Source organism: Pantoea sp. AS142 (assembly GCF_037152305.1).
Classification (GTDB): Bacteria; Pseudomonadota; Gammaproteobacteria; order Enterobacterales; family Enterobacteriaceae; genus Pantoea.
The window spans coordinates 1-22587 of the sequence record NZ_JBBCMO010000020.1 but is presented as its reverse complement, the minus strand read 5'-3'; the positions used below and the strand labels follow the sequence as shown (position 1 = coordinate 22587).

At 50.3% G+C, this 22587-nt stretch carries 20 protein-coding genes and 1 pseudogene; 7 read left to right on the top strand and 14 right to left on the bottom strand.

Going from position 1 to position 22587, the window contains the following annotated elements; translation table 11 throughout:
- Nucleotides 1–132: 132 nt before the first annotated feature.
- Genes WFO64_RS22240 through WFO64_RS22220 form a run of 5 tightly spaced genes read right to left on the bottom strand, consistent with a single transcriptional unit; the run spans nt 133 to nt 6875 of the window.
- Nucleotides 133–2208: a beta-galactosidase gene (locus tag WFO64_RS22240; RefSeq protein WP_337014389.1), complete on the bottom strand. Its 2076-nt coding sequence runs from the start codon at nt 2206–2208 to the stop codon at nt 133–135.
- Between the two features lie 41 nt (nt 2209–2249).
- Nucleotides 2250–3437, bottom strand: a complete 1188-nt coding sequence (locus WFO64_RS22235) for a glycoside hydrolase family 53 protein (protein ID WP_442956175.1) — start codon at nt 3435–3437, stop codon at nt 2250–2252.
- Between the two features lie 6 nt (nt 3438–3443).
- A complete protein-coding gene (locus tag WFO64_RS22230; protein ID WP_337014386.1) occupies nt 3444–4295 on the bottom strand; it encodes a sugar ABC transporter permease in 852 nt (283 codons plus the stop codon).
- Between the two features lie 10 nt (nt 4296–4305).
- Nucleotides 4306–5613, bottom strand: a complete 1308-nt coding sequence (locus WFO64_RS22225) for a carbohydrate ABC transporter permease (protein ID WP_337014384.1) — start codon at nt 5611–5613, stop codon at nt 4306–4308.
- A gap of 41 nt (nt 5614–5654) precedes the next feature.
- Nucleotides 5655–6875 (bottom strand): extracellular solute-binding protein, encoded by a 1221-nt coding sequence (locus WFO64_RS22220; protein ID WP_337014383.1) that lies wholly within the window; start codon nt 6873–6875, stop codon nt 5655–5657.
- 325 nt (nt 6876–7200) lie between these two features.
- Between WFO64_RS22220 and WFO64_RS22215 the strand changes: the two genes are divergently transcribed.
- Nucleotides 7201–8319 carry an ABC transporter ATP-binding protein gene (locus tag WFO64_RS22215; RefSeq protein WP_337014382.1) on the top strand — a complete coding sequence of 373 codons (1119 nt, stop codon included), beginning with the start codon at nt 7201–7203 and terminating at the stop codon, nt 8317–8319.
- Nucleotides 8320–8631: 312 nt separating this feature from the next.
- The gene (locus WFO64_RS22210; protein WP_337014380.1) at nt 8632–9063 is read left to right on the top strand and encodes a hypothetical protein; all 432 of its coding nucleotides are present in this window, start codon (nt 8632–8634) and stop codon (nt 9061–9063) included.
- A 145-nt stretch (nt 9064–9208) separates the two neighbouring features.
- Here the strand turns inward: WFO64_RS22210 and WFO64_RS22205 are convergent, their stop codons facing one another.
- The 3 genes from WFO64_RS22205 to WFO64_RS22195 form a co-directional block, all read right to left on the bottom strand.
- Nucleotides 9209–9520, bottom strand: a complete 312-nt coding sequence (locus tag WFO64_RS22205) for a cupin (RefSeq protein WP_337014378.1) — start codon at nt 9518–9520, stop codon at nt 9209–9211.
- A gap of 555 nt (nt 9521–10075) precedes the next feature.
- Entirely contained in the window at nt 10076–10678 is a 603-nt protein-coding gene (locus tag WFO64_RS22200; protein ID WP_337014376.1) for a LysE family translocator, read from the bottom strand.
- A gap of 390 nt (nt 10679–11068) precedes the next feature.
- Nucleotides 11069–12247, bottom strand: a complete 1179-nt coding sequence (locus WFO64_RS22195) for a methyl-accepting chemotaxis protein (RefSeq protein ID WP_337014375.1) — start codon at nt 12245–12247, stop codon at nt 11069–11071.
- 838 nt (nt 12248–13085) lie between these two features.
- Between WFO64_RS22195 and WFO64_RS22190 the strand changes: the two genes are divergently transcribed.
- Nucleotides 13086–14258 (top strand): EAL domain-containing protein, encoded by a 1173-nt coding sequence (locus WFO64_RS22190; RefSeq protein ID WP_337014373.1) that lies wholly within the window; start codon nt 13086–13088, stop codon nt 14256–14258.
- 169 nt (nt 14259–14427) lie between these two features.
- Here the strand turns inward: WFO64_RS22190 and WFO64_RS22185 are convergent.
- The 4 genes and pseudogenes from WFO64_RS22185 to WFO64_RS22170 form a co-directional block, all read right to left on the bottom strand.
- Nucleotides 14428–14754, bottom strand: a pseudogene (locus tag WFO64_RS22185) (helix-turn-helix domain-containing protein); the annotation flags it as partial.
- A gap of 254 nt (nt 14755–15008) precedes the next feature.
- Nucleotides 15009–16067 carry an alkene reductase gene (locus WFO64_RS22180; RefSeq protein WP_337014371.1) on the bottom strand — a complete coding sequence of 353 codons (1059 nt, stop codon included), beginning with the start codon at nt 16065–16067 and terminating at the stop codon, nt 15009–15011.
- Nucleotides 16068–16338: 271 nt separating this feature from the next.
- Nucleotides 16339–17229: a pirin family protein gene (locus WFO64_RS22175; RefSeq protein ID WP_337014369.1), complete on the bottom strand. Its 891-nt coding sequence runs from the start codon at nt 17227–17229 to the stop codon at nt 16339–16341.
- Nucleotides 17172–17753, bottom strand: a complete 582-nt coding sequence (locus tag WFO64_RS22170) for an isochorismatase family protein (protein WP_337014367.1) — start codon at nt 17751–17753, stop codon at nt 17172–17174. Before WFO64_RS22170 ends, WFO64_RS22175 begins: the two co-directional genes overlap by 58 nt.
- A gap of 168 nt (nt 17754–17921) precedes the next feature.
- Between WFO64_RS22170 and WFO64_RS22165 the strand changes: the two genes are divergently transcribed.
- Together WFO64_RS22165 and WFO64_RS22160 are read left to right on the top strand one after the other, a co-directional pair.
- Entirely contained in the window at nt 17922–18809 is an 888-nt protein-coding gene (locus WFO64_RS22165; RefSeq protein ID WP_337014365.1) for a LysR family transcriptional regulator, read from the top strand.
- 291 nt (nt 18810–19100) lie between these two features.
- On the top strand, nt 19101–19718 hold the full coding sequence (locus WFO64_RS22160; protein ID WP_337014363.1) for a protein phosphatase CheZ: 618 nt from the start codon (nt 19101–19103) through the stop codon (nt 19716–19718).
- A gap of 191 nt (nt 19719–19909) precedes the next feature.
- Here the strand turns inward: WFO64_RS22160 and WFO64_RS22155 are convergent, their stop codons facing one another.
- Nucleotides 19910–20443 carry a glyoxalase superfamily protein gene (locus tag WFO64_RS22155; protein ID WP_337014361.1) on the bottom strand — a complete coding sequence of 178 codons (534 nt, stop codon included), beginning with the start codon at nt 20441–20443 and terminating at the stop codon, nt 19910–19912.
- Between the two features lie 440 nt (nt 20444–20883).
- Here WFO64_RS22155 and WFO64_RS22150 point away from each other — a divergent pair, with 440 nt between their 5' ends.
- Together WFO64_RS22150 and WFO64_RS22145 are read left to right on the top strand one after the other, a co-directional pair.
- Complete coding sequence (locus WFO64_RS22150; protein ID WP_337014359.1) at nt 20884–21354, top strand: OsmC family protein; 471 nt, start codon at nt 20884–20886, stop codon at nt 21352–21354.
- Between the two features lie 246 nt (nt 21355–21600).
- On the top strand, nt 21601–22068 hold the full coding sequence (locus WFO64_RS22145) for a hypothetical protein (RefSeq protein ID WP_337014357.1): 468 nt from the start codon (nt 21601–21603) through the stop codon (nt 22066–22068).
- Between the two features lie 17 nt (nt 22069–22085).
- Here the strand turns inward: WFO64_RS22145 and WFO64_RS22140 are convergent, their stop codons facing one another.
- Nucleotides 22086–22295, bottom strand: a complete 210-nt coding sequence (locus tag WFO64_RS22140) for a hypothetical protein (RefSeq protein WP_123809950.1) — start codon at nt 22293–22295, stop codon at nt 22086–22088.
- Nucleotides 22296–22587 lie beyond the last annotated feature (292 nt).

Sequence of the window (22587 nt, the reverse complement as noted above, 5' to 3'; positions counted from 1 at the left end):
CTGGAGCAAAGCATCACGGGCCAGGGATGGCCCGTGCTGAGCCGGCAGGGATGCCGTCTTTTGCGTCTTTGCGGAAGGCATATGCCCCCTGAGCCTGCGCTCATCCTGCCATCAAGCGGAATTCAACTCGCTTTAAGCGCTTGCGCCTCTGGTTAGCATCACACTCAGAACGCGACATCCCCACGGCCCCAGCGTCAGCGATTCCCCCACACCCGTGCCATCAATCAAATCACTTAACCCGGCAGGCAACGACAACGACTGCGCCTGACCCGTAAAGTTCTGCACAAACAGAAACGCCTGTTCACCATCGGTACGCCGCTGAACGACCACGCCAGGCGGCAGATCAATCGCCAGCGCACGCGGCAACGCCAGTTGCTTAATCAGCGCACCATAGAAATCCCGATGGAAAGGCAGATCATTACGCGATGCGATATACCAGGCTTTGCCCTGACCCACGTGATTCACCGTGACCGCCGGCGTACCGGCGTAAAAATCACTCTCGTAACTGGCCAGCGCCATTGCACCTTCCAGATGAATATGCTCACAAAGCTCCCGCGCCTGATACGGCCCGCTCAGACCCAGCTCATTGCCGCTCACCCCACGCACGCCGTTAAACTCCTCATCAGTCAGACTATCTATCTCTTCTGACCAGATGCCGAGCAGCGGTCGCAGCGGACCCGGAAATCCACCCAGATAGCACAGATCGCTCTCATTCACGATGCCGCTCCAGTAACTGGCCACGAAATGCCCGCCCCGCTCAACATGCTGCTCGACTCGCGTCGCAAAACCGTCGCGCACCATATAAAGCATCGGCGCAATCACCAGATCGTAACCACTGAGATCGCTGTCGCCGTTAATGACATCCACCGCAACGCCCTGCTCCCAGAAAGCACGATAGTGCTCGTTCACCGTGCGCTCATAATGCAGACCGAGATTGCGCGGCCCCTGCGCGTTATCCATCGCCCAGCGACTCTCCCAGTCGAAAATAATCGCTACCCGCGTCTCAACCCGACAGCCCATCACTGGAGTCATCGCAGCCAGCATCCGGCCCAGCTCACTCACCTCACGACCGGTGCGCGTATCAAGATGACCGACATGATCCACCACCGCGCCATGGAACTTCTCGACCGAGCCACGGCTCTTGCGCCACTGGAAATATTGCACAGCGTCCGCGCCATGCGCTACCGCCTGCAGTGATGAGAGAATATGCATACCCGGCTTCTTCAGCTTGCTGGTCGGCTGCCAGTTGGTGGCACTTGGCGTCGACTCCATCAGTACAAACGGCTTGCCCTGCTTCAGGGTGCGCATCAAATCGTGATACATCGCGGTATAACAGGCGAGTGTTGTCTCATCGTTCTCGTTGTGCCACATCGGGTAGCTATCCCAGGAGATAAAATCGAGCGCCGGGGCCAGTTTCCAGTAATCGTAATCGTAGAAATATTCCATAAAATTGGTGGTTGCAGGCAGATTGGGATTGGCCAGCTTCAGCGGCTTAATCTCCTCACAGCAGAAATCAGTCACCTGATCGGTCATAAACCGCCGCCAGTCCAGATTCAGGCCATGAATCGACATCTCACCCTGTGGCGCTGGCGACACAATCTGTGACCAGTCGCTGTAGGTGTGACTCCAGAAATCACTCCACCAGGCGAGGTTAATATTTTCCAGCGTCTCATAGCGGCGCTGCAACCAGCCGCGAAACGCCTGCTGACAGCGATCGCAATGACATTCTCCGCCATACTCATTGGAGATATGCCAGCCGAGCACCGCCGGATGGTGCGCATAGCGCGCCGCGAGCCGGCTGTTCATCTCTTGCACTTTCTGGCGATACACTGGCGAGGTCATGCAGTGGTTATGACGGCCGCCATGCAGGGCCGGCACGCGATCGCGCCCCACGCGCAGCACCTCAGGATAAACCTGCGACATCCAGGCCGGCCTGGCCCCGCTGGGTGTGGCGAGAAACACAGATATCCCCTGTAGCCAAAGCGTATCGATCACTTCATCCAGCCAACCGAATTCATAGCGCCCTTCTTCTGGCTCCAGCTTCGCCCAGCTGAAAATACCCACCGACATGACGTTACAGTTCGCCTGCTTCATCATCGCTACATCGTCATCAATCATACCGGGCTGGTGCGCCCACTGTTCCGGATTGTAATCAGCACCATGCAGCAGCCGGTTAACCCGGGCGCTGAGCGGGGGAAATTTATTCATACCTGATCCTCAGAGGTAGACATCAGCGTGAGCGCTAATGGTTAATGAAAAACCTGTAACGAAGGCAGCGCCTTGCCGTGACAGTCAAACAGCGCCTGATTTTCGCGGGCGTTACCCTGTTTCCATTCGTCGTGGATATATTCCATGCCAGCCGGTGTCGCCCAGGTATTACCGGGTGCGGGGATCCACGCCGGTTCCCAGTAGACGACGCCCTTGCCGCGATGGTTGGGCACCGCCAGCACCGCTTTAATCAGGTCATGCAGATAAGCCGCCTGGCCCGCTACGGTGCCGGGATAGCCGCCCGCCTGCGCCTCTTTAGCCTGGAAGCTGTTCTCCGCGCTATCGCAGTTTTCCAGCGTGTAACCGTAGGCCGCTTCCACCACCATCACATCTTTGTCATAGCGCCGGGAGATATCATCCATGTTAGTTTTCAGGGCACGGATAGGACCGTTCCAGTAGGTGTACATCGACAGGCCAATCACATCGAATGGCACATCACGCTTAACGATTTCGTCGAACCACCAGCGGAACACCTCGTTTTTTGTGCCCTCCGCCAGATGCAGCATGATCTTCACCTGATGCGGATCGCTGAGGTTCTCGCGCACGCCGCTGATGCCGGATTTCAGCAGACCGGCCAGCCGATCAAACTCGCCGCCGTTCTGACCCCAGCTTTTGCCTTCCGGCCAGAGCATCCCCCCATTGAGTTCGTTGCCAATCTGCACGATGTCCGGTAGCACACCTTCTGCTTTGAAGCGGGCGAGGGTGTCACGGGTGTAGTCATGCACCTGGGTTTCCAGCTGTGGAAAGGGCAGCGACAGCCAGGCTTTGGGCTTGAACTGTTTGCCGGGATCGGTCCAGAAATCGCTGTAATGAATATCGAGCAGCAGCGTCAATCCCGCCGCTTTAACACGTTTCGCTAGCGCCAGTGTGGTCGCCAGATCGTTGCCGCCCCCACCATAGGAGTGCCCGTTGCCGTCAGTGGGATCCACCCACAGCCTCAGCCGGATGGTATTGATACCGCTGGCTTTCAGGATGGCGATAACATCCTGCGGCTGGTTGGCTGCGTTATAAAATTTCGCGCCCTGCTTCTCCAGTTCAGCCAGCGAAGAGATATCTGCCCCCCTGACAAAATCGGCTGGCCATGGCCCGGCGGAGGCAAAAGGCTGATCGACGGCGTGCAGCGGTGTCGCCCAGGCGAGCGCCAGGGCGAGAAATAATTTCTTTGGCATCAAGATTTATCCTTTAGTACTGCCTGCAGCCAGGCCAGAAACAAAGTATTTCTGCAGGGCCAGATAGAACACCGCCACCGGCACGGCGATCAGCACAGCACCGGCCGCATAGGTGGTGTAGCTGGCGCCCATTTTTTGTGACACCAGGTTGTAGAGGCCAATGGGCAACGTGAACTGTTCCGGCGTGCGCAGAATGGTGCTGGAGAGGATGAAATCGCCCAGCGGCCCGGTGAATGAGAACAGCGCGACGACCGCCAGAATCGGCTTCGACAGCGGCATGATGATCTCAACAAAGATGCGGAAGTTGCCTGCGCCATCCATGCGCGCCGACTCATCCAGATCTTTGGGAATCGAGTCGAGATAGCCCTTCATCAGATAAGTGTTCATGGGGATCATCCCCCCCACGTAGATCAGTACCAGCGCCAGATGGCTGTTTATCAGCCCCAGGAGCTGCGACAGCACGAAAATCGCGATCAGCGCCGAAAACTGCGGGATCATCTGCAGCAGCAGGAACAGCATCAGTCCGTTCTGACGCCCTTTGAAACGAAAACGGGAAAAAGCATAGGCGGTACAACTGACGCTGATTAGCGTCAGCACCATGGTCAGAAAACTGATTTTCATCGAGTTCCAGTACCACGTCAGGTAGGGCACCGTGCCATTGAACAAGTCACGATAGTGCTGCAGCGACGCATTCTCCGGAATGATCGCGCTACTGAGCAAGCTGTTACCTGCATTCAGTGATGCCCCTACCGTCCAGACCAGCGGATAAATAATGATGGTCGAGACCGCTAAGACCACTAGCCAGGTTAGCGACAGGCGGATCCACCTTTCGCGTTTAATACTGCCGGACTTCGCCATAACTGCTCCCTTATGCCATCTCATCTTGTTTAAACGACCGGGTCGCACGGAACTGCCACAGCGCCAGACCGACCACGAAAATCGACAGCAGAATGGTGATAGTGGCGGCGATAGCATATTGCGACGACGACATGGTGAGCTTGTAGATCCACGACACCAGGATATCGGTTCCTCCGGCATTCGATCCCGCCACCGCCGGACCGCCGTTGTTAAACAGATAGATGATGTTGAAATTATTAAAGTTGAACGTGTATTGCGTGATGATGATCGGCGCAATGGCGTAGAGTACCAGCGGCAGTGTGATAGTTTTCAGCCGCGTCCAGGCGCTGGCACCGTCCATAATCGCCGCCTCATAGAGATCATCAGGGATCGCCTGCAGGACACCGGTGGTCATCGCAAAGACAAACGGGAAGCCGAGCCAGGTCTGCATCATGATCAGCGCCGTTTTAGTCCAGAAGGGATCGGTCATCCAGGCTTTGGGGGCGATGCCAAAGAAGTCGAGAATGGCGTTGTTGATCACCCCGAAGCTGTCGTTAAACATCCCGGCAAACACCAAAATGGTGACAAAACCCGGCACCGCCCACGGCAGGATAAAGAGGGTGCGGATCAGCGGCTTAAAGCGCAGGTCTTTCTGATTAACAAGAATCGCCAGCATCACGCCCACGGTACACTGCAGCGTGGTGGCCAGCAGCGTCCAGACTACCGTCCATTGCAGCACATCAAAGAAAGTGGAGCGCCAGATCGACAGCGTAAAAATGTTAATAAAGTTTTTAAACCCTACCCAGTCCACCAGTTTCGCCGGGGGCGTGTGATAGAGGTTGTAGTTGGTAAAGGCAATGGCAAAACCAAACAGAATCGGAAACACCACCACGAACACCAGCAGAATAAAGCCCGGCGAAATCATCAGGTAGGGGAAGCCGTCGCGCAGCAGCAACTGATACTGCTGGCGTACGCTGTTTAGCTGCTGACCCTTGTCGCGTTTAATGCCGTTGGCCCAGGCGTCATGTACCGACACGCCCCAGACCGCCACGCCGAAAGCGGCAATCAGCACGCTGATAATCCCCTCCGCCAGCAGGAAAATGGAGTTATCACGCGGCACGGATTCACCCAGCGTATAAAGCCCCCAGAATCCCTCACGGAGAAAATCGTGGAAAACGCCGGTAAAGCTGCTGAGCAGAATCAGAAAACAGAGTCCTTTAGCCCACTGACGGTGGTAAAACTGGCCGAAGCCAGGCAGCAGTGCCAGTAGCGCACCGGTGGTCGCATGACGACACGGACGCTTAGCTGTCACCAGATGTTCATCGGAAGATATAGCCACACCCTGATCCTTATCCTGTACGGTTATTCCGTGATCCGGAATTACTGATTGCTGGCCTGCATCGCTTCAATCTGCATGGTGATTTGCTTCACGGCATTATCCAGTGCCGCTTTTGGCTCCTGTTTGCCGGAAACACTCAGCTCCAGCGCCGCATTAGCCGGACCCCATACTTCCTGCATCTCTGGCACGCCGGGCATCGCTGACGCTCGCGCCGCTTGCACCGCGACCGCATTGGCCTTCTCATCATTTTTGATAATCGGATCGTTCATCAGCGCAGTAACTGGCGGGATCTCCTGGGTCTTCTGGTAGCGCTCTTTCACGTATTGCGGCTGGTTGATAAAGGCGAGGAACTTCTGCGCCAGCGCCTGATCTTTGCTCCAGGTGGAAACCACATAGCCTTTCACGCCCAGGAAAGAGCTCATCGGCTTGCCATTAGGCAGCAATGGCAGTGGAGCCACGCCGTAGTGGATGCCGGCAGCCTGATAGGGCTGGAACGCCCATGGCCCGTTGATCACCGCCGCTGCTTTCTTCTCGGTAAACAGTGAGTCAATGGCATTGAGGCCGTTGTCACCCATGATGCCGCCTGGCAGCAATCCTTCGCTGAAGAAACGCTTGAGATAAGTCACCGCTTCCACGCTGCCCGCGTTGTTTAGCCCGATATCCTGGGTGTTAATTGCGCCTTTGGCGTTTTTACCAAAGATGTAAGTCCCCATCGGCGCCATGACACCCCAGCTGTAGTAAATCTGGTCAAACTTTGCGAGCAAGCCATACTGCTTCGCCTCGCGCTGCTTCTGTGAGAAAGCGCGGTATTCGTCCAGGGTATTCAGCGGCGACGGCAGCAGATCCTTGTTGTAGATCAGCACCAGTGTTTCCACCGCTTTGGGGACGCCGTAAACCACGTTGTTCTGTGTAAAAGCCGCCATGGCCGAAGGGGTGTAAGCGCTTTGTTCTGCCTTGTCAATTGTCAGTGGTGCCAGCAAGCCCTGCACGACTGCGCTGCCAAGCTGGTCGTTGGGGATCACCAGCACATCCGGGCCAATTCCTGCCGGACCATCCAGGCGTAGCTTTTCGATCTGCTGTGCAAACGGCATCTCCTGTACTTTCACTTCAACGCCGAACTGTTTCTGAAAATCGGCGATAGCCGTTTTGATGCCGTCTGATTTCTTAATATCTTCCCAGACGGTGAGTTGCTGAGCGGCCCAGACGGATTGATGAAGCATCAATGCTGACAGGAGTAGCGAAACGCGGGTTTTTATTTTCATTCGTGACCTCGTGTGAAGGTATGACATTTTAAACTGTCATTTGCTGTTGTTCTTTTTTCAGATACCTGTCAGACAGGGATTCAATGAGTCCGATAAGAGTGAATAACGTATCGCATTTTTGCCATACGCTACGCGGAATAGCTGCTGCGCTCCAGCCCGTTTGCACCAATGTGTGATCGGTATTACAGAAATCAAAAACAGCGATAGGGCGCGCTCTGGTGGAACGTTATAGTCAACGCAGGCACCATCAGGGCTGACGTGAAAACCGATCAACTGTTATACGTAGTACATTTTAGCCACCAAGACCCCTGCCGTGAGGATTAGCATGTCCAGTATCAGATTGAGAAACGTCACCAAACGCTTTGGTAAAACAGAAACGCTGAAAAATATTGCGCTCGATATTGAGGCTGGTGAATTTGCGGTCTTTGTTGGCCCTTCTGGCTGTGGAAAATCCACACTGCTGCGGCTGATTGCCGGGCTGGAAGAGATCAGTGCTGGTGAGATTTTGATTGGTGATAAGGTGATGAATGATGTCGCGCCATCGCATCGCGGGGTGGCAATGGTGTTTCAGTCTTATGCACTCTATCCCCATATGACGGTGGCAGAGAATATCGGCTACGGCCTGAAGGTAAACGGTTTGCCGAAAGCGCAGATTCAGCATCAGGTGGAGATGGTGGCGAAGACGCTGCAGCTTGCACACTTGCTGGATCGTAAACCTAAACAGCTTTCCGGTGGTCAGCGGCAGCGTGTCGCCATTGGTCGCGCGATTGTGCGTAATCCTCGGGTGTTTATGTTTGATGAACCGTTATCTAACCTGGATGCAGAGTTGCGCGTCGATATGCGGCTGCACATTGCTAAGTTGCACCAGGAGCTAAAAACCACCATGGTTTATGTGACACACGATCAGACGGAAGCGATGACGCTGGCCGATAAGATAGTGGTGATGAACTACGGCAAGGTTGAACAGGTCGGTTCACCGATGGAACTCTACTACAACCCGATTAACCGCTTTGTCGCCGGCTTCATCGGCTCCCCGAAAATGAACTTCCTGCCCGCGCGCGCAGAACAGTGCGGTCCGTCCGGGCTGGTTGCCCTGATCAATAACGGCGAACATCGGCTGAAACTCCCCTCGCCTATCCACCCATTGCAGCCAGGTGACGAGATCACCCTGGGTATACGGCCGGAGCAGTTGCAGATTAATGGCGATGCACCGCTGAATATCGACTTCCACTGCGAGGTCGTTGAGCGACTCGGCAACAACACTTGTCTGTTTGGACAGAGCCACGGCTATGACGGCTTCAAGATGCTGCTGCCCGGCGATGTGCATTTCCGTCCTTATCAGACGCTGCGTCCCACCTTTCATCCACACCATTGCATGGTGTTTGATGCCGATGGCGCACGTATCAGCGCGGATATCGAGATGCCGCAAGTGTGTGCGGCCTGACATAAGTGTGTGGGGGCGTTTACGAAGGGCCGGAGACGGCCTTTTGTGCTTTCAGGCCTGCATAACGCCTGGATATTGAGAATTGAGTGATCTTAGAGGAGATTCTGTGGATTTCAGGCGGGTGAAACGCTGCCGCGCCAGCCAGAACGTATACCTGAGAGATGCTAAAAGAAGAAATTACCAGTGTGTTCTGAGCAAGCTCATAACCCACCGGCAATCCTTTCTCCCGATGACCAGCCAACCAGACTAATCCGGCTCATTTACCAGGAATAGGGTTAACCGCTTTCAGGTGACCAGCCTTATCTGTGTGGTTTGAACCACCTGAATGACGGTGCATTTTTTATCAGCGACTGCCAGCAGAGTGGCCTGCTGCACATCGTTGCCACCCATATTGTCAGTGACTTCAATGTGATAAACCGGCGTTCAAAGGCAATCGAGACGGTCGAACGAGAGGAGATCTATCATGTACTGTTTGAAGTCCTGAACCCGCTGGAGCAGAAGCTGGGCGAGCAAGGCACCTTCCTTGTGGAGTGGATATGCCGCGGCTGTACCAAGTTTCGACCAGTTACGCGAATTCTGAACTATCACGATGATTCAGACTTGTTCCACCCTATCAGTAAACCGGTCTCGGCTCAGATCACCCTAAGCGGCATGGGATTGAGTCAATCGTTGAGAAAGGATGGCGGACGAGTCTGCAAACCTCACTATCTTTGGGCCAGTCAGCCAGCTATTTTGATCCGATGATGACGGATAAAGTAAGCTGTGCGTAGGGTTTATTCGGAAACATAACGCCCCCCATCACGCGAAACGTTTCTTTTTAGCCCGGGAGAAGAGGTATACCGTGTTGCCACTGGTTAGTGGGCTTATCTGATCATGAATTACACCCAAATTAAACCGAACCCTCTTTCTCAATGACCAACACGCGCGCGATTCCCTGTGGATGCGCAATATGTTCTGTGCCCTCACTGGCATAGAAAATATCTCCTGCATTTAATTCTCTGCTTTTAATTTCACCCTGTACTTTATATTGCATTTCAACACAACCATCCATGACAGCAAAAACTTCCTGTCCGTCATTGATATGCCACTTGTAAGGCTGATCGGTCCAGTGAAGTTTCACGCTGACATTATCGAAACTGGCAATATGTTGAGCGTCCCATGCCTTTGAGCCGGTGAATTCCTTACTGCGATAAAAATTCATTTTTTCTCCATCCCCAGAATTTCTTTCACGACATTACTATCAGAGAGCGTTAATTGATGCTATACGCTTGCTCTCACTTGTCCTGATCTGTCCCTTACTCGTCCGTTTCATGCCAGAGCAGGAAGGTGACAATCAGAGACCAGGGACTGAAGCGACGATCACTCATCACCTGATCATCGCCCTCAGTGTGAAGCCAGACGTCACGGTTGTAGTCTCACATGCGTGTGCCGGTCCGGTTATGGCGTTTTACTGCCGCTTTACTCCGTGCAGCAACCTCCTGGGGCCGTGCTGGGTTTACGCTGCAAAAGTTGGATAGGCAGGAATCTGGCGGTGCCGACGGCCTCGCGCTTTCAACAAGGGTGTGAACTTTCCAATGTCTGTGAAACTGGAAATGATTGGCACCGCACCCGGTGTTTTGTCACCTAAAGAGGAATTGCCGGCAGGATGGAACAGGTGGAGTTTCACTGAATACCTGAGCGGATACGACAGCAAATTCAGGACGATGCACATGTCCGCTTTGTGCCAGAAATGGACATCATCGCTATAGCTGATAAGTTAATGGAACAAGCTGTGCAGAGAAAAAACAATGAGCATCATTCCGCCGACGATGTTTACGTATTTTTTAAGCATTAATGGGTTAGTTTTTTTTACTGAAAACATCAGTGTCTGGCTGATTGAGAAAAGCCAGATGCTCATAACCGCGACATGTACCGAAGCCAGCGTCAGGTAGTTGCCAACGCCTCCCCTTACCCCTGCAAATTGTGAAACGACTGTCAGATAAAAAAGGATGGCTTTAGGATTCAAAACATTCGCTAGCCAGGCCTCTTTTAACGTTACAAAATGCTTTGTATTAGTAAACCCGCCTCTATTCACCGTTATCCCACTGCGGATAAATGTCGCCCCTAACCAAAGCAGATAAGCTGTTCCAACAACGTTAAGCACCGCAAAAATTGCTGGCGATGAGATGAGCACAGCAGTTATACCAAGCCCTATAAAAACCGCATGGGTGTATATACCCAAAGCCGTTCCGGCAAGCGTTCTGAATAGGCCTTTGTTCCCCCCTGCCAAAGCGCTGTTCATAACGAGAGTGAAACTTGCTCCGGGGGACAGTGCAACAGGGAGTAATGCTGGCATAAAGTCAAAAATGTTCGCATCCATAGATTTTAAATAGTAATTGACGCTCCCATAGTTTGCCAGTCAGAACGCTTCGTAAGGATATGTTGTTCCGCGCAACGACAACACGTCATCGTCATAAATAAAAGGTTCGCTCTTCGCTCAAGGCGGACATTTAACAGACGGAGGTCTATTCATCGCCATAGGCTGACAGAAAGATGACACGGTCATATTATTTGGTCTGAGGGTGATGGGTAACACCCATTGCGGGTTCGCATATCGGAATGTGAACCCGCAATGGGGGATTTTCATCTGGTAGCGACTGCGAACCGGACTGATGCTCTGATTACATTAAATTTAAAGACAGGCTTTGCTCTCTCCTTGCCGGGACAGCCCGGCGTTTACCTGTGATAAGTGCTCATGGATGCGTGATGCTCAATGTCCATGAGGTTTTTCAGTGCTGGTAGCAGAATTACTTATTCGCATCTGAAGACGGGAAATTTGTCCGGTGATATCTGCGGTTCTTTCCGCTAGTCCCCGGATAGCACTGGCGATAACAGAAAACCCCCGTCCATGCATACCCGCTCTCGCAGCTTCGATACTGGCGTTCAGTGAGATAAGTTTGATCTGCGCCGCAATATTCCCGTTTTCAAAGACGAGTTCGGCAATTTCTTTTGCGGTTTCGGCGGTCTGAATGTTTCGCCGTATTTCGCTTTCCTCATGTAGCGCCCGGTCTTTACGACCCTGAATATCAATAAGCGCGCCAACAGCCCGCAAGGGAGTGCCATCAGGTGCACGTTTAGTCTGACCCCGGGCCTGAAACCACCGGTATTCACCGCTGCGCAACTTAAGACGATATTCGATATCAAAACCGGTTTTGCCACTGAAATCCATAAGGTGACTGACGAAAGCATCAAGCGCAGCCTGTTTGTCATCCGGGTGGAGGCGTAACGCCCAACTGTCCATGACGTCAGGAAAGTCTTCAATAGTTTCAAAGCCAAGCAGCTTTCTGAACTGCGGTGACCACCAGAATACGTTGTCAGGATTGAGCGGATTCCCGCCAATGATATCCAGATCCCAGAGTCCGTCATTAAGCATTTCGCGTGAAAGGTCAAAGCGGGTGGAAACAATATCGAAAAGGCGGGACTGCGCAGTTTCTTCTTCAGCGTTCTCCATTACGGCCACCAGACGCGGCGGCGTAAATTCACGACTGTATGTTGCACGGATGCAAAACCACTGAAAAGTATTTGCGTCAGTTTTGATTAGGCAGCGTAATGGCTTTTCATCACCGCTATGGCTGAGAGTATGATTCATTAACCCCCTGAACGCTTCCCGGAAATCCGCATGAACCATTTGTATCAGGGAAGACAATCCTACCTCCTTATGGAGAGGCAATCCCATAAGCCGGCGTGCTTCAGGTGAAACAAAGGCAGGCACGTCACTTTTAAGGTCAGTCGCCTCGACATACCAGAAGCCTTTCTGGCTGAGGTTCATGACACAATCCAGCAGCATGGCTTCACCAGGATCCACATACAGCGTTTCATCGGCACATTCCTCAGCGATATCCATTTTTATCAGCTCTGTGGCCGACTGTTTCCTGAATAAATTCAGCATTATTTCTCCTGGTCAACGTATGATGGCATAAAAATAGGGCTGCAACGGTTATCGGCAAAACTGTCTGAATATTCAATTAATATTCAACTGGTTTAAATAATTAATGTAACAGAATGGTGTAGATGAATGGCCTGGTGCGGCCACTGTCACTGCATAGATGACTGAGCATGATCGAAGGGTGTTCATTTTTTATAAAAGGCAATGTGTAGCACGTGCTTATCTTGAGTCTATGATATCGCCAAAATATCGGTTTTTATGACTTCGTTACTCTGACTGCGCATGAAAATGCCCTCTTAAATGTTATGGTTATCTTTTACAAACTCACTATGGATATATAAGCGGCGACCAGGGTGCTTTCTAAAAAGCGTGCCCTGAATTGTTAGAAATTACGTCAGCGCATAGCCGGGTCCGCGCACCGGTCAAAGTCAGCATATTCATTACTGGCGTCCTTTAGTCGCCCTCATCAACCTATAAGAAAAGCATACTGTTAATCAGATCGAATGTATTAATATGCTTTAATCTTTAACTTAAGCGATATTTTTATGAAATCCATTTCAAGTTGTGTCTATTTGGTTGGTCAGGGTGTTATCACTTTCAGGCGTATTTACGAGCCGAGTAAACATGGCATATTATGCGCATGATTTTTTTCTGCTTACTAACATCATAGCTATGTGCTTCGCACTCATTAACCATAGATAAATCAATACATTCTGGCATTTTATCTCTGGAGTGGATGAGATTTTTTGACTGCGTATAAAGCAGGCTTCAAAAAACTTCTACTATTCCACCTGGACATTAGTCATCATTGGATTACGGAAATACGTTGCAGGATATTTAAATGAATGAAAATTTGAAAAGTGCTGATTCTCGTGCAACTTACCAGCAGCTGATTAACTCGGGTGCGTTTAAACCTTTTTTCCAGCCGATAGTATCACTGGAGGATCAGCGCGTAGTGGGTTTTGAATTACTGGCACGCCGTATTTTACCCGAAGGGCTTATCGTGTCTCCGGCTGAATTTATTCCGGTTATGGAACAATATGGATTACTTAATGAGCTAATGACAAGCCTGGCTTCTCAGGGATTCATGACAGCACGTACCTGGCCAGAACACCAATTTTTGTCAATAAACGTTTCACCTTCACAACTGAACGGTAAGCATCTCCCCGATATTATAAGAAAACTGGGAGAACGTTATCAGTTCAGCCTTTCACGGCTCCGGATAGAAATAACCGAGACAGCATTGATAGATGATGTGGAGACGGCCCGTGCAGAGATCGAAGCATTGTCTGAAATGGGTTGTATGATAGCTATGGATGACTTTGGCACGGGCTGCTCAAGTCTTGCCTGGCTTATTCAGCTTCCCGCCAGTACGCTTAAAATCGACGGCAGTTTTATTCGTTCAATGCTTCACAAAAAGGATAGTCGGAAAATTATTTCCAGTGTAGTGGGGTTGGGCCGTAGCCTGGATATGGACGTCATTGCGGAGGGAGTTGAAACCGAGGAAGAAGCCGAAATGTTACGGGGTATCGGGTGCCCTTATGCACAGGGCTATTTATTCGGAAGGCCAATCCCGGCGGAAGAAACCCGCAATTTGCTCACCGCGGGCTCAGGCAGTCACATTCATCGTCGCGTGGCACGTATGTCTCTGGAACAGCGCGCGCATCAGATTTCATCAATGTATGCAGCGCCTGATACCTCTATCTGTTTCCTCAGCCCTGAACTGATCGTTGTTGACGCGAGTGATACGTTTGCAGCACGGGTCGGCTGGCCAATGCAGGACATCACTCATCGTCATATTTTTGAAGTGATACCCTCTCAAGCTGAGAAGCTGCTTTGGCTACAGGATTTCAGGATAAAAGGTCTTCCCTACCCGCCATTTGAGGTGAAACTGCCAGGCGGCACCATCGATTTGATTATGATTACGCAGGTGGAAGATGAGGCAAAAGAATTACTGGGATTTTGCATCTTTGGCTTTAATCTTGACTGCAAGACCCGCAGTGTTCAACCGTAGAGCCTGTTTCAACATCATTTGATACTTCCAGGTCGCTGAAAGAAGCTGACCGGAGCTGGCTTCGGCTTCAGGCTGTGAGTGGAATATGATAGAGAATGTCCGTTATGTGCTGTGAGTTCAACCGATGGACGCAACACACTTATTGAACCGCTCTGCGGGTGATTCATAGTCTGACGTTTTTCTCGGCCTTTCGTTGAGTGATCTCCCGGCTAATCGTTGAGGGACCTCTTGATAATTTGGCTGCGATGTCCCTGATGTTGCGTTTTGCTACAAGCCCTCTGGATATCTCTTCTCTTTCACCTGGCGAAAGCGCTAACCGGTGTCGCTTTCGGGCAGGGGGGCGGTATCCACCAGTCTGGTGGATAGTGGGCATGACAGAAGAGTGATATCTGTCGAACATTCTGGCGATATCATGCAGGGAATCACCTTGCTTATATCTGTCCCGGATAATCGCTTTCTGTTCTGGCGTGTAGTAAACGCGCGTTCTTCGTTTCATGGCAACGTCCCCCTTGATTAAGGATAGCGTTGCATCGACCCGTTGAACTCACAGCCAAAAGCGGACATTACCACCGGCCCGGCTCGTCAATATATTAAGTTACATATTGGTTAAGCATAGATGTAATACGTGAAAACAGTCGAAATAGTGGGGTTAATATTTAGTATTACCCCGCAAGCCAAGAGCGATATGGTAGAGCGATGATAATAAAAAGGATACGCCCAAGGGCTTATCCTCTCAGCTGGCATAATAAATTACTGCATTACGGGATAATCAGTATATCCTTCGACACCACCGCCATAGTAGGTCGCCGGTTCGGCACTGTTCAGTGGAGCCCCTATTTTAACACGGCTGGTGAAGACCGGATTAGCCAGAATCATCTGGCCGTAAGATTCCAGTTCGGCACGTCCGGACTGGATATCTTCACCGATGTTTTCTCTGTTTTTCCCAGGGCGATTCAGTATCAGGGGCTGCGTCCATAATGCCCGCAATTCATCCAGCAGTGCCTCATTACCTACCTGCATAATGTGCAGATAGCTCAGTCCGAGCTTATTCAGTTCAGCAACCAGGTAACGATAAAGCGCCGGACCTTCTTCACCTTCATCAATCCCCCAAATCTGGCTGCCTGGAGAAAGACGTATCGCGGTTTTGTCTGTACCAATTTCATCTGCAATGGCCGCGGCCACCTCAAGCGCAAAACGGGCACGGTTCTCAATAGAGCCGCCATATTCATCGGTGCGTTGGTTGGCGCTCGCAGCTAAAAACTGGTGTATTAAATAGGCATTAGCACCGTGGATTTCCACGCCGTCCGCTCCGGCCTCAACAGTACGCCGTGCCGCATAACGGAAATCAGCAACCGTCTGGTGGATTTCTTCCGTTGTCAGTTCGCGAGGCACCGGAATATCCTGCATGCCGTTTGCGGTAAATATCTGTACGCCTGGCGCAATAGCGGAAGGTGCTACGCCCTGACGGTGGTGCGGCGTATTGTCTGGATGATTCATGCGACCGGTATGCATAAGCTGGATGAACAGATGGCCGCCCTTATTGTGAACGGCTGAAGTGATTTTTTTCCAGCCGGCCACGTGCGCGTCAGTATAAATACCGGGTGTCATTAAGTAACCCTGTCCGTCATCACTGGGCTGCGTCCCTTCTGCAACGATAAGACCCACCCCGGCGCGCTGTGCGTAGTATTTAACCGCAAGGTCAGCTGGCGTGCCGTCATATTCAGCACGGCTACGGGTCATGGGAGCCATCACCAGACGATTGTTCAGCATTAAATGCCCGAGTTTGAACGGGATAAATATTTTATCCATTTTTCTTTTCCTGTAACCTGATAAGAAGATAGGTCGCTAAAACGGGGCTGCATTAATAAAGAACAAAAAATGAATGCAGCTATTTAGCTGTGCTGCCTGAATACATAATTAAACTCAGTAACATCTGATATTTAATAACTCATTGAAAAAATAATCTGGATGCAGGGCGATAAAAATTATTCAGAGTCGGCTAGTACAAAACTCAAAATGCTGTGCTTTGCCAGTAAACCGAAAAATTGAATGAGCTGCGTGTGAAATTTTATAAATACCATCACAGGCGCGGGCGCATATTTCCACTGAACATACCGCCACGGAAATATTTTGCCGCCGGGTCAGTGGTGAAAAGCACCAGATCAGTGGTTTCAAGCGCGGTGATAGTGTAAACATCGTCGTCTTCGATAATAATGCTTTCACCCTTATTAAGGGCAGTTTCACCAATCCGGGCTTCGCCCTCAAAGACATATAACAGGCGCACTACGTTACTGACCGGAACAGCAGGCAGCGTCAACTCGCCACCCTCAGCAAGTCGCGCGTCCTGTACCCAGGTCTGAGAACGAAACGTTAATGGCGCGCTTTCAGGGCCGGCAATCAGCCGCCAATTATTGTCACTGTAAGGCGTGCCAAAGTCATGGAACTGGACCTGTGGTGCCAGGTCGGTTTCTGAGGGGCGGATGAAAATCTGCAGACACTGCATTGATTCGCCTTTTTCACCCAGAATGCGTTCCTCATGCTGGAAGGTATGCCCGGCGTTCATGAGCATCAGCCGGGCATCAGAAATTTCCTCCTCATTCCCGACCGTGTCCAGATGCAGCATTTTACCTTTACGCATGTAAGTGAGAATTTCATCATCCTTATGAGGATGCATGGAAATTACCGTTCCTGCTTTTACGTTTGCATGGTCAATACGGCCAATTGCACCAATACCGCTGTCGTCTGAATTCTGCATCATGCCAGGCCAAAGGATATCGATACCGAAACCGCCAGAGCCATGCTGATGTTTACTTTTGTTTTCTATTTTAAGCATTGTCATCACCCTTCTGCCCAGGAAAGCAAACCCGAACATTAGGCGTAAAACGCTGCCGAACGGGCCTGCCAGTTTATTCTTTACTGAAAGGATTCCATTAATACCTTGACCAGTTTCTCCCCCTGAGGTGTTGCCCAACTTCCTGCCAGCTCAGCAATCAGCTGGTTGGTTGTGGTCAGGGTAATGCCATTTTTGTCCATGCGGCGCAGCGCAATGTCATCAGCCATTTTGGTTGGTGAGGCACCCGCATCTGCAACGACCTGTACGTCAAAGCCTGCTGTAACCAGTGTCAGTGCTGGATATACCGTACAGACATCATTGGTTACTCCCGCAATAATCAATTTCTTTCTGCCGGTGGCTTTAACCGCGGCGGCAAAGTTCTCATCGTCCATGGCGTTAACGATGCCTAAGCGCTTGATTCGTGCTTCAAACTCTTTTGGCAGAATGGTTTTCAGTTCTTCAACCAGCGGGCCCTGGGCATACTCTTCCATGCTTGAGGTCAGCACCACCGGTATATTCAGAATTGCCGCAGATTTTGCAATCATCAGTGCATTACGTTTTAACTCTTCGAAAGGCATGGATTTGGCCCAGCCCATAGTGCCGACCTGATGGTCAATTAACAGCAAGGCAGCATTGTCAGCGGTAAATTTTTCAAAGTTCATGATATCTCTCCTCCAGATTTAGATTAGATTACTGATAATTAGCATCTTTCATCATTATTTAAGCAGGCGTTTTCTCTCATTTCCTGCGAATGATTAAAGTATATCCTGTTAAATTTTGGGATAAATAGTTAATATCAGAATTGAATATTCCACTAATGGCACAATTACATGGAACTGCTCAACCACATGTCTTACTTTGTTGAGGTCGTCAAAGCCCACAGTTTTCGTGGCGCAGCTGAGGCGCTCGGCATGCCTAATTCCACACTGTCACGTAAAATAAACGAGCTTGAAAAGTTTATCGGTCTCAGGCTGTTACACAGGACGACGCGTAAGATTGAGCTGACCGAGGCCGGCCAGATTTATTACGAACGAAGTCGGCGTATCATTGATGAAGCGCGTCTGGCGCATGAACAATTGGGTTCTCTTCTAGCTCAGCCGCAAGGCATGCTGCGGGTCTCTTTACCGGCCGATTTTGCGGTGATTATTCTTGCGCCCTTCATTAAAGAATTCTCAGACCGCTATCCTGGTATCAGCTTCGATTTCGACTTAACGCCGAGAAATGTTGATTTAGTATCGGAGCCTTATGATCTGGCTGTTCGCATGGGGAGTCTGCCCGATTCCGGACTCATTGCGCGCAATCTGGGATCGCTTTCGCGCAGTTTTTACGCGTCCCCCGACTATTTAGCCCAGAATGGTACTCCCGGTAATCCTGATGAGCTGACGGATCATGAATGTATTGGTATGCGCCAGGATAAGCCCGGCCACTGGCACTTACATCGCGAAGAAACCCAAATTAGCCTTAGAATTGCCGGGCGTTTTCAGATGAACAGCATTGGTATGATGCGCCGTTTTGCTTCATTGGGTGCAGGCATTGCGATTTTGCCTGACAAAATTGTTGGGGAAGACGTTGCAGATAATAAACTGACCCGCGTATTGCCTGACTGGAAGGCTGAAGCGGTCACAATCTATGCTCTGACTGAAACGCGACTACTACCCGCGAAAACCCAGATATTTATTGAATTCATGCGTAAGAAGCTGAGCGATGAGGTAGGCTGACACGCGTTGTGTGACTCCCGGTCATACTCATGACAGTGACCGGGGACTGGGTTGTTTACCGCTTATTGAACCCATCCAACGGCTTCAGCATTCAGCTTGACCTGGAAGCGGACCAGAACCGATCGTGTCAGAGTATTTGTCTTCTATAAACCTGATGACATTCACAGTGTGGACTCCTCTTCATTTCGTGCCCCTTACTGAAGGGAGGAAAAATTCCAGGGAAATTAAAAAACCGCCGCGAACTGCCGATAACATCAGGTATCGATATTCCGTACGCAGGAGACAATATTCATGTCATTACCCGATACCCACAGTAAGCAGCAGGAAATTACCGAGATCACAGCGCGTGCTGGCTCTATCCTGCGGACCCTTCGCGACAGTCTGCAACAACTGGGGCTTGATAAAACCATTGCCGATGTTGCTGGAAGCATTCCAAACGCTCGTGAAAGGCTGGGCTATGTGGTAACACTGACCCGTGAAGCAGCGAATGACGTCATTAACAGCGTGGAAGTAACACAGCCCTTGCAAACTGAGCTGGCAGATAAAGCCGGAACATTAACGCAACGCTGGAATGCCACTTCCGTGAAGCTGTTAGACGAAGGACAAGCGCATGCGTTAGCGACAGATACCGTTGCCTGGCTGGATGAAGTCCCTCATATCACGAGTCTGACGCAACAGCAATTGCACGCCATTATGATGGCGCAGGGGTTCCAGGATCTCACAGGACAGATAGTGCAGGCTATGATGGCGGTTCTGAATCAGGCTGAGCAGCAATTGATTCAGGTACTCCGTGATAGCACAGTCTCATCAGGCATAGGTGAGCGCACTGTGACGTCTCAACCTTCCTCATCGGAAAAACCTGCCAGCCAGGATGATGTGGATGACCTGCTGGCCAGTTTGGGAATATAAGCGAACATGAAGAACACGCGATGAGAACGGACGATTAAGAATAGGGTCTGCTCCCGGCCAACCACGTTGTCTTACTGTCTGCAAACACATTGTTGAGGCTCAATGTCCGCTTTGTGGCAGGAGCGGACATTTCGTACGTATGAAAAAGGGGTAATGCCTATGGCAATCCCCTTCGTATTGAGAAGAATAAATCAGCTTTGACAGAATCGGAGCCGGTTTCCAAATGGGTCGTAGACTTCCAGAATATCTCCCCAGTCCTGCTTCACTATTTCCGGGCGACCATAGCCATATTGTTTTGCGTGTAGTTGGTCTCTAAACAACCCGATATTCTGCACAGGTATAAATATCGTTGCCCCCGGGCTGGCGTCACCGTGATGTTCAGAGAGGTGCAACTGCAAACCATCTCGAGTAATGCCCAGATACAAAGGTAAGTTGGGCTCGAACCGGTGTTCAAATTCAACGCTGAATGACAGAAACTCGAGATAGAACTCTCGCGCTTTTCGCTCATCGAACATTCGTAAGATGGGTATAGTCTTGATGAAATGAATTTGAGGCTGAGGAACAACTGGTGGGAGCAACGCAGCCGATGCTGTGTTCCAGTCCTTGTAGCCCAGCTGTTGTGAAACAGTTTCGAGTGCGGCGGAATAAGAAATTTTATGACCGCGCATTTCGAGAGAGCTTTTTAACTTCGCAGCCATTTGCTTGGCTTGCTCGATTGATAACATAATTTCTCCTGTCGTCAGGAAACAATGGTGCCCGCATTACCAATCCCGACCGCCAAGAGTTGTTAAATCAATGAGGTTGAGGACGAACATGCTTTCACCTTTTCCATCCAGGAAGCGGGCGGCAGGCAGCACGGGCCTAAAATGAGAATATACAGGCCCGGCAAATCGCACAAGTATTCAGGTTAGAATGGGTAAACGTCCAGTGAATTCGATTTTGCGACTACCAGAAGTCAAACACAATTAGCTCAGCTTCTGCTTCTCGCTCATAGCGGACATTTCCTGATGCAGATGTCCGCTTTGTGCCAGAAGCGGACATGCGCCAGGTTCGATTGTGCTGATTTTTATAAGCCAATATATTGTGGTTTAGTGAACAGCAGAAGCGACCCATACCTCTCATTTTGGGAGAACCAGTTTTTATCATCAATAAGAGAGTCAGGAACATGGAACATCAATATACATCACGCATATTCTGGACCGGTAATCTGGGCACGGGCACATCGGGCTATAAAGCATATGCGAGGACATGGGACATCGCTATAACCGGCAAAAAAATCATCCACTGCTCCAATGATCCGTTACTGGGTGGCGACGCCAGTAAAATGAATCCTGAAGACCTCCTGATATCATCTCTTTCTGCCTGCCACATGCTCTGGTATCTGCATCTGGCCTCAGATGCCGGGATCACTGTTCTGGAATATGAAGATTCACCGATAGCTACAGGTGAAATTTTAAAAGGCGGCGCGGGTCGCTTTGTTTCGGCTGTACTGAGACCTAAAATTACTGTAGCGGATGGTGCTGATCTTGACTCAGCAATGGCTATTCATCATGAAATTCATAAAGTCTGTTTTATTGCAAGATCGGTGAATTTCCCTGTCTTTTATGAGCCTGAATTTGTAATCAGCCATCTGTAAGAAATCAGTTGGCTTCTTTGCACCACAGCATTCAGAGGGGCCGTCAGCAGCAATGTCCGCTTCTCGCTCAAAGCAGACCTTACGCCCAAACCCGTCCGCTTTGTGCCAACAGCGGACCTAGATAATCGCCAGGGGTAATTGCTGATAATCCTCATCAGTCCAGATAGTAGCCTTAAGGTTGTGCCATCATGTTTATGAACGTTAAAGTTGCTCAAAATGATTATAGGCAAGACTAGGAAGTAACTTATGGCACGTCGAAGTGAATTAAAAGGTATAGCGATTGCTATTAATGGGAGTTTTGTCAGCAGAAACAACGACTTTAATGGATACTGGTCAATAGGCCAGATTAAATCATTCGCTCTTGATAACGGCCTTACCTCAGTGACTTTTCCTCTCACCCTTCCTATGACCAACTCCGCATCAAATCTGCAAAACCATACGGTTAACCGCTATGCCAAAATGCTCAAGAGCCTATTAAATAAACAGAAATTACCTAGCCTCTGGGTAAGCACCGCGGTCATTACAATCGACTTTGATGCTAATACGGGACATGCAAAATTGTACGAAGACACCACCTCTGGCGACCTTTTCCAATGCACCTGTAAGATAACTGATGATATTGACCGAGATTACTCATCGATAATGTATGGGCGTTGCTTGCCGCATTCTGTTGTTCGAGAGTTAAAATCGACTCGAAATTCACCATCAGTTTAACTTCCACTTCTCGCTCATTACAGCCCTTCAACCTTATTTGAACGATATGAGCTTCCCCAGACATTAACTTTTTCGCCAGTAAGTCTCTCAACAATCTCAATCGCATCTGGATCGCCATGGAAAGCCATGCAACATAAGCAATCGCCGCCACAGTCAAAACTCATAGTTTCTGGTGTTTTACTCATCGGTTCGCCGCAGGTCTGGCAATTTTTTACATTCACTGGCATGACATCCTGACTGGGTTTTCACAACGATGTTGATTAATTTAACACGGTAATATCGACCTGCTTCCTGTTAATTCTCACTGAACCCCATTTAGCAATGTCCGCTGATCGCTCATAGTGGACTGTGCCTCGCAAGCATGTCTGCTTAGTGCCAGAAGCGGACATTAGTGATCATTGGTCGGCAACTTGCTGAGCAGCAACATAACATGCTCTATATGTCTGTTAGTATCCGCACATTACTAATGTTTCTGGGTAAGACTGACATGTCTCAAATAACCATCCATATTCTGAATGC